At 73.2% G+C, this 7,244-nt stretch carries 7 protein-coding genes and 1 pseudogene; 2 read left to right on the top strand and 6 right to left on the bottom strand.

The window, feature by feature from the left end:
- The 4 genes and pseudogenes from VE546_RS10955 to VE546_RS10970 form a co-directional block, all read right to left on the bottom strand.
- Positions 1–328, bottom strand: a pseudogene (locus VE546_RS10955) (hypothetical protein); the annotation flags it as partial.
- Positions 321–1,109 carry a hypothetical protein gene (locus VE546_RS10960; RefSeq protein ID WP_324921082.1) on the bottom strand — a complete coding sequence of 263 codons (789 nt, stop codon included), beginning with the start codon at positions 1,107–1,109 and terminating at the stop codon, positions 321–323. The gene VE546_RS10960 and the pseudogene VE546_RS10955, both read right to left, overlap by 8 nt.
- A 16-nt stretch (positions 1,110–1,125) precedes the next feature.
- Entirely contained in the window at positions 1,126–1,650 is a 525-nt protein-coding gene (locus VE546_RS10965) for a phage tail protein (protein ID WP_324921084.1), read from the bottom strand.
- Between the two features lie 7 nt (positions 1,651–1,657).
- Positions 1,658–3,505, bottom strand: a complete 1,848-nt coding sequence (locus tag VE546_RS10970) for a phage tail sheath family protein (RefSeq protein ID WP_324921086.1) — start codon at positions 3,503–3,505, stop codon at positions 1,658–1,660.
- A gap of 629 nt (positions 3,506–4,134) precedes the next feature.
- Here VE546_RS10970 and VE546_RS10975 point away from each other — a divergent pair.
- Both VE546_RS10975 and VE546_RS10980 read left to right on the top strand, forming a co-directional pair.
- The gene (locus tag VE546_RS10975) at positions 4,135–5,202 is read left to right on the top strand and encodes an aldo/keto reductase (protein ID WP_324921088.1); all 1,068 of its coding nucleotides are present in this window, start codon (positions 4,135–4,137) and stop codon (positions 5,200–5,202) included.
- Between the two features lie 208 nt (positions 5,203–5,410).
- Complete coding sequence (locus VE546_RS10980) at positions 5,411–5,608, top strand: hypothetical protein (protein ID WP_324921090.1); 198 nt, start codon at positions 5,411–5,413, stop codon at positions 5,606–5,608.
- A 68-nt stretch (positions 5,609–5,676) separates the two neighbouring features.
- Here the strand turns inward: VE546_RS10980 and VE546_RS10985 are convergent, their stop codons facing one another.
- Both VE546_RS10985 and VE546_RS10990 read right to left on the bottom strand, forming a co-directional pair.
- Positions 5,677–6,105 (bottom strand): OsmC family protein, encoded by a 429-nt coding sequence (locus VE546_RS10985; protein ID WP_324921092.1) that lies wholly within the window; start codon positions 6,103–6,105, stop codon positions 5,677–5,679.
- Positions 6,106–6,284: 179 nt separating this feature from the next.
- Positions 6,285–7,013: a class I SAM-dependent methyltransferase gene (locus VE546_RS10990; RefSeq protein ID WP_324921094.1), complete on the bottom strand. Its 729-nt coding sequence runs from the start codon at positions 7,011–7,013 to the stop codon at positions 6,285–6,287.
- Between the last annotated feature and the right edge of the window lie 231 nt (positions 7,014–7,244).

The raw sequence follows: 7,244 nt of genomic DNA on the forward strand, positions 1-7,244 counted from the left end.
CCCGTACGGCGGACGTCCGCGGCTCCTCGCCGCGCGGCGCCGGTTCGGTCCGTACGACGGTGTGGTGCTCGGTGCGGACCTCGCGCTCGTGCCGGAGCCGTTCCTCGCGGTGCACGACCGGCCGGGGCGCGGCCGGGGGGAACGGGTCGTCCCCGTCTGGTCCGGGCAGGCCGTCCCGCAGCGCCTCGACGCGTTCGAACGGGCCGGGCAGTCGCGGCCGCGCCCGCACGGGGGTGTCCGGCCGGCCGTCCGTGCCGTCCCGCTCGCCGTACGCGGCGGGCAGCCCGGGGACGTGCCGGGCCAGCAACCGGTCGAAGTAGTCAGGCATCTGCGCACAGCTCCAGGTAGTAGCGGCGCCGCAGCGGGCTGAGCACCAGGATCTCCGGCTCGGTCCAGCCGTAGGCGCCGGCGAGCAGGTGGACGTCGAGGAGCAGGTCCCGCGCCCAGGCGTCGAGTTCGCTCCACAGGTGGGAGGCGATGTCGAGTTCGGCCCGGGTCGTTCCGCCGCACTCCGGGCAGGAGACCTTGAGGGTCACGTCGGCGGCCGGGTCGGCCCGTTCGGCGGCCTCGGCGACGCGCCGCAGCACCGTCTCGGGCAACAGCGCGGGCAGCCGGCCGGCGGGGACCGGTTCCCCGGCCCGTACGGCCGAGACGACGCAGCGCGCGATCAGCAGGGAGCGGGCGGAGTCGTCGCCGTCCGGGCCCGCCGCCGGTGTCCCGGGGCCGGCCGTCCGGTCCACCGCCTCCGCCACCGCCGCCAGGTCGGCGACGGTGGGCAGGCGGAAGTCGACCGTCCAGTCGTCCTCCGTCACCCGCAGCGGCCCGTCCTGCCGGGGTCGCTGCGCGGCGAGTTCGTCGGTGCCGAGGTCGAACTCCATCGCCTCGCCGCACGGCCCGCACTCCACCAGCACCTGCATCCGTTCGCCGAACAGCGCGCGGCGCAGCGCGAACAGGTCCGCCTCGCGCTCGCCGACCGGTACCGACAGCAGTTCCCCGTCGCCGGCCCCGGGGCGGGCGGCGCGGTGCAGCAGGAGGGCGCGGCCGGGGCCGGACCGTCCCAGCCCCGCCTCCCAGGTGGCCAGCAGCTCCGCGGGTCCTGTGATCGCCATGCGCCGGACCGTCCGCTCAGGCGGGGTTGGTGAACGACGGCTCGGTGGGCTCCGGCACCTCGTAGTCCCGCTCCCAGCCCTCGCACTCCAGCTTCAGGCTCTGGATGGCCACCGCGTTGGCGTTGGCGTCCAGCTCGCCCAGCACCTGGTACTCGCTCGGCCAGGTCCGGTAGAGCTTGTGCGAGACGGCCACCTGCCCGGCCTCGTTGAGGACCTGGATGATGATGTCCCTGCGGAAGTCGGCGAGCGAGACCTCGGAACCGAGGCCCGCGCCGACCTGCCACACCTTGTTCGCCCAGCGGTCGAATTCGGGGTCGTGCGTGACGCCGCGTTCGAGCGTGATGCCCTCGAACTCGGAACGGCCCGGGGACTTGCGCGGTGTGCTGGGGTCGCCGCCGTGCCGGTGCTTGACCACTTCCGTGGTCCGCTTCAACGGGCTGATCTTGCTGACCCCCGCGACCGTGCGCCCGCCCCACAGCACCAGGAACTTGAAGTTCTTGTACGGGTCGAAGCGCTGTGCGTTCACCTGAAATTCAGCCATCGGATTCCTAAACCTCGAACTGTCCGGCGGTCTGCTGGATCTTGACGACCACGAATTCGGCGGGCTTGACCGGAGCGATGCCGACCAGCACGTTCACCACGCCGCGGGCGATGTCGGCGTCCGTGGTGGTGTCCTTGTCGCACTTCACGAAGTACGCCTCGCGCGGTGTGGTGCCCTTGAAGGCGCCCTGCCGGAACAGCGTGTTCAGCCAGGCCGAGGCGTCGAGCCGGATCTGCTGCCACAGTTGTTCGCCATTCGGTTCGAACACGACCCACTGGAGCCCGCGGTACAGGCTCTCCTCGATGTGCAGGGCCAGCCGCCGCACCGGCACGTACTTCCACTCGCTGCCGAGCGCGTCCGCGCCCTGCAGGGTGCGGGCGCCCCAGACGACCGGGCCGACGACCGGGAGGGTGCGCAGGCAGTTGACGCCGAGCGGGGACAGCAGGGCGTTCTCGCGGTCGGTGAGCTTCACGCTCAGCGAGTGGACGCCCGCCAGCCGCGCCTCGGTGCCCGCGGGCGCCTTCCACACGCCGCGTTCGGCGTCGGTGCGCGCGTAGACCCCGGCGACGGCGCCGGACGGCGGGAAGGAGCGCAGCCGGCCCGTGAGCGGGTCCGTCATCTGCACCTGCGGGAAGTACAGGCCCGCGTGGTCGTCCCGCACCGGGTCGAAGGCGCCCAGGCCGGCCCGTGCGCCGTCGACGTCCACCCAGGAGCCGGGCGCGTCCACGAGCAGGAAGATCCGCCGCTCCCGGCAGAGTGCCCGGGCGGCCGAGATCACCGTGATCATGTCCTCGGTGGACTCGTACGCCGCGAGCTCCGGCAGCGACAGCAGGTTGACGTCGTCGACGTCGCGCAGCGCCTGCAGGCCGGTCTTGCCGGCCTCGTCGCCGATGATGTCGCCCGGGCCGGGCGGATCGCCGTCCACGCCGCCGGTCAGCGGGAACACCGGCGGGTTGACGACGGCCTCCAGGCCCAGGTCGTTGGCGCACTCGCCGAGGAAGCGGACGACGTCGTCGGGGTCGGTCGAGCCCGCGACGACCTGGAGGCGGCGGCCGAAGGCGGTGACCTCCGTGCCGGCGAAGGCCCGCTTGCCGGGCGCGTCCGGCAGTGCGCGCAGCTTGCGTTCCAGGAGCAGCGCCAGCTCGGTGACGGTGCGCGGCGGCTCGCCGTCCCGGTCGGGGTCGTAGAGGGTGAACTCCCGCTCGACGGCGCCGATCTTCACGGTCAGGTCGACGGCGAGGTCCGGCAGGTCCCCGGCGAACGGCTTGGACACCGTGCCGGACGGGTCCGGCCTGCCCTCGCCGATCACGTCGGCGCGGACGAGCGCGGAGCCGGCGTTGACCACGGCCTCGACGTGGCGGCCGTGGTCGGGGTCCATGGAGAGCCCGGTGAAGGTCTCGCGGGTGGTGCCGTCCGCGTCGAGGACCCGCAGGTTGAAGGTCTCGCCGGGGTTCCGGGTGTCGTGGTCGACGGCCAGGCGCAGCCGGGAGCCCCAGACGCCGGGCTCCTTGGCGCGCACCGTCAGGACGGGGCAGGCGCTGTGCCCCTCGGTCGATTCCAGCGTGACGCCGGCCTCCTCGCCCGTGCCGGCCGCGGCGACGCGCACGACCACGGCGACGGCGCCGCCGTTGCCGAAGAACTGGTGGACGGCGTAGGAGACGGCGCTCTGCGCGGTGAGCCCGCCGAAGCGGCGTTCGAAGTCGGCGAAGCTGGTGATCCGCACCGGCTGGTTGAGCGGGCCGCGGCGGGTGTGGCCCACGAAGGCGGTGACCGAGGTGGTGACCGCGGAGATGGTGCGGACGCTGCTGGGAAGTTCCTCGATGTAGACGCCGGGATGGCCCGTTTGCACCGGCATTCCCCTCCATTCCCTTCGGGCACCAAGAGATGAGGAGAAGGGGTGAAGGAAACGCGCACGAACGGCGACACGCCCGGCACGGATTATTCGTTTCCCCCCGTCACACGTGCCATGCGCGGTCGGTTTCGCATGGCCAGACCCACGTGGTCTGTGGCTCCTGATGCATGAGTTCCTCTGGGAGTGTCGAACTCTGTTATAGGGCGGGTCAAGGAGGCGTTTCAGTCATCCGAATCCGGCCGGCCCCCAGGGATCCCGGCTCCTCGAATTCTGCGCATGCAGGATGATTTGCACTCCCGGAAAGAGATGACAATAAGATCAACAGTGAGTGCGATCTTGAAATACCGGCATCGATAATAAGCCGAATGAGTGAATCCCCCGGCGCGCCGATTTGCGACCCGCCCGGCGCATATCGAGCACCCCCCGCACCCGGCCCGTACCGCCGGGGGAAGAACTGGCCGAACCGCCACGGGTCACCCGCGCGGAAAGCGTCCGGACCGCGTCCCGCGCCGGCGGAACGGGTGGGACGTCACTCGGGACGTCCCACCCGGCAGCCCGTGCCGGCTTGCGCCGGAGCGCGCTCGAACCCGTAACGTCCGGTGTCCGGTGCACGGCTGACGGAAGGGGAGCACGTGCGGTACACGCTGTTCGGCAGGACCGGCCTGCGGGTGAGCGAACTGGCCCTGGGCGCCATGACCATCGGCGGCGGCCGGGGCTGGGGGGCCGACAAGGAGACGAGCCGGCGCCTGGTCGACGCCTACGCGGACGCGGGCGGCAACTTCATCGACACGGCCGACGTCTACATCGAGGGCGACTCGGAGACCGTCCTCGGCGAACTGCTCGACGGGCGCCGGGACGCGTTCGTGCTGGCCTCGAAGTACACCTGCGCGACCCGCCGGGGCGATGTGAACGCGGCGGGCAACCACCGCAGGAAGCTGGTGCGCTCGGTGGAGGCCAGCCTCGCCCGGCTGCGCACGGACCACCTCGACGTCCTGTGGGTGCACGCGCGGGACAACTTCACCCCCGTCGAGGAGGTCATGCGGGCGCTGGACGACCTCGTGCGGACCGGCAAGATCCTCTACGTCGGCGTCTCCGACTGGCCCGCGTGGGAGATAGCGCAGGCCAACACCCTCGCCGAACTCCGCGGCTGGACCGCCTTCGCCGGCTCCCAACTGCGCTACAACCTGCTGGACCGGACCCCGGAGCGCGAACTGCTGCCCCAGGCGCGCGCGTTCGACCTGGCCGTCCTGGCCTGGGGCCCGCTCGCGGGCGGCAGGCTCACCGGCAAGTACCGCCGGGGCGGGACGGGCCGGCTGAGCACCCCCGCCGGGGACGGCGGCGCGGAACGCGGCGGGGACGGCGAGGAGAGGATCGTCACCGCGGTGCTGGAGATCGCGGAGGAGGGCGGCTGGAGCCCGGCGCAGGTGGCGCTGGCCTGGCTCCGCAGCCGGCCCGGCACCATCGTCCCGATCATCGGCGCCACCGGGGAGAGCCAGCTCGCCGACAACCTCGCCTGCACCGGGGTCGTCCTCGACGCCGACGCCGTCGCACGGCTCGACGAGGTGAGCGCGGTGTCCCTGGGGTTCCCGCACGACTTCCTGCGGGAGCCCGAAATCAGGGAGAACGTCTACGGCGACCGCTGGGCCGACATCGAGGACCGGCGGTCCACGTACCGGCGTACGGTGAACGACGTCCTCTGACGGGACCGGGGCGAGGGCCGGCCGGTGGCACCGGCCCGCCCTCGCTCCGGCCTGGAGGTGACCGGCGGCCGTCTCACCGGGGTGCGGCTGGAGGACGGCCGGACGGTCCCCCGCCGGGCCCTGGTGGTCGCCCCCCGCTTCACCGCCCGGGGCGGACCTCCTGGCCGGTCTCGGCCTGGGGACCACCGAGCAGCAGAGGGACGGCCGGGTGATCGGCACCTGCGTCGCCGCCGACGCGACCGGGGCCACCTCCGTCCCCGGGGTGTGGGTGGCCGGCAACGTCGCCGACCCGACCGAGCAGGTCATCGGTTCCGCCGCGGCCGGGGTGCGCGCCGCCGCGGCGGTCAACGCCGACCCGATCGCCGAGGAGACCGACCGGGCCGTCGCCGCACGTGCCGCCGCCTGACGCTGACAGGCCGGCCGGAACCGCGGTTCCGGCCGGCCTGTCCGTGCGCGGGCCGTGCCCGGGAGCCGTCAGACGAGCTGGGCGTCCAGGGTGATGTTCTTGACCGCGGCGAGGGCCTGGCTGACCGGGCAGTTGGCCTTGGCGTCCTCGGCGGCGGCCTGGAAGTCCTCCTCGGACAGGCCCGGAACGGTGGCGCGGACGGTCAGCTTGATGGCCGTGATGCCCTCACCGGGCTGGAAGGTGACGTCCGCCTGGGTGTCGACCTTCTCCACGGTGTAGCCCTTGCCCGCCAGGCCGTGCGAGAAGGCCATGGAGTAGCAGGCGGAGTGGGCCGCCGCGATCAGCTCCTCGGGGCTGGTCCTGCCGTCGGGCTGCTCGGCGCGGGAGGCCCAGGTCACGTCGTAGGTGCCGGTCTTGGAGGAGTCGAGGGCGACGGTGCCCTGGCCCTTGAGGAGGTTGCCTTCCCAGTGGGTCTTGGCCGTACGGACGGTTGCCATGGCGTTTGCTCCTGATCGGATGAGACGGGAAAAGCCGACTGCGGTGATCAGTCTAGGCGGGGGACCGGGCGCGGTCCGGGGCGTGCCACGCACTCGGTTCCCGCCCGGTCCGGCCGTGCGGCGGCGGAGTTGGCGGTCGCGGTGACCGGCCGGAACCGCGGGCGGCGCGGGTGGCGCGGTCATCCTCGCCGTGCCACGACCAGGCGGCAGCGGGGGCTGCCGTCCGGCAGCCGGCCCAGGTCCTCCAGCGGTGCCGTCTCCACCGTGAAGCCCGCGCCGGCCAGCTCCTCGCGCACCTCGGGGAGCCGGAAGGTGCGGTAGTACATGACGAACCGCGGACGCCACAGCGCGTTGCGCACCCGCATCGCGGCGTCGAACCCCCACAGCGCCCAGTACGGCCGCGATCCCACCCGGGGCGGAGCGGCGACGGGGAAGACGAACCGGCCGCCGGGGCGCAGCGCCGCGTACACCTGCGCGAACAGCGCGGGCCGCTCCCGGGGCAGGAAGTGCCCGAACGCCCCGAAACTGGCGGCCAGGTCGAAGGCCCGGTCGAAGGGCAGCCGCCGGGCGTCGGCCCGCACCCAGTGCACCGCCGGTCCGGCGGGGTCGGCGGGGAGGGAAGAACGGGCCACGCCGAGCATGCCCGCGCTGAAGTCGACGCCGACGACCCGCCGTTCGCACAGCCGCCGGAGCACGTCCGTGCCCGCACCGGTGCCGCAGCACACGTCCAGCCCGTCCTCGAACGGCCCCAGCGGCCCGAGGGCGCTTTCCACCGCCTCCAGGACACGCCGCGGTGTCCTGAAGGGGGTGGCGTCGAACTTCGGCGCCAGCAGGTCGTAGCCGCGCTCGACGGACGACAGCGCCTGCACGGCGAGCTCGCGGAGGGTCGGGCCCTGCGGGGTGAACATGACGGCCACCGTACCGGCCGCGCGGCGGCGCGGGAGGGCGGCGGGCGGTGCCGGGGGACGCCGCCGGGCGGCAACCTCCCTTCTTCCGGAGGGAGTTGGCAGCGTAGGTTGGCGGGGAGCAACCGCAGGGACGCAGGAGAGGTGCCCCGTATGACCGATGGAACGTCCGCCGCAGGCCAGGTGTCGTCCCGGATCGACACGACCGTGCCGCACTCGGCCCGGATGTGGGAC

This window comes from Streptomyces sp., from assembly GCF_035644915.1.
Lineage (GTDB): Bacteria > Actinomycetota > Actinomycetes > Streptomycetales > Streptomycetaceae > Streptomyces.

Bases quoted from the DNA above. Each gene is read 5' to 3' on its own strand.
- VE546_RS10990 (WP_324921094.1), bottom strand. From the start codon at position 7,013: ATGTTCACCCCGCAGGGCCCGACCCTCCGCGAGCTCGCCGTGCAGGCG.
- VE546_RS10970 (WP_324921086.1), bottom strand. From the start codon at position 3,505: ATGCCGGTGCAAACGGGCCATCCCGGCGTCTACATCGAGGAACTTCCC.
- VE546_RS10965 (WP_324921084.1), bottom strand. From the start codon at position 1,650: ATGGCTGAATTTCAGGTGAACGCACAGCGCTTCGACCCGTACAAGAAC.
- VE546_RS10960 (WP_324921082.1), bottom strand. From the start codon at position 1,109: ATGGCGATCACAGGACCCGCGGAGCTGCTGGCCACCTGGGAGGCGGGG.
- VE546_RS10985 (WP_324921092.1), bottom strand. From the start codon at position 6,105: ATGGCAACCGTCCGTACGGCCAAGACCCACTGGGAAGGCAACCTCCTC.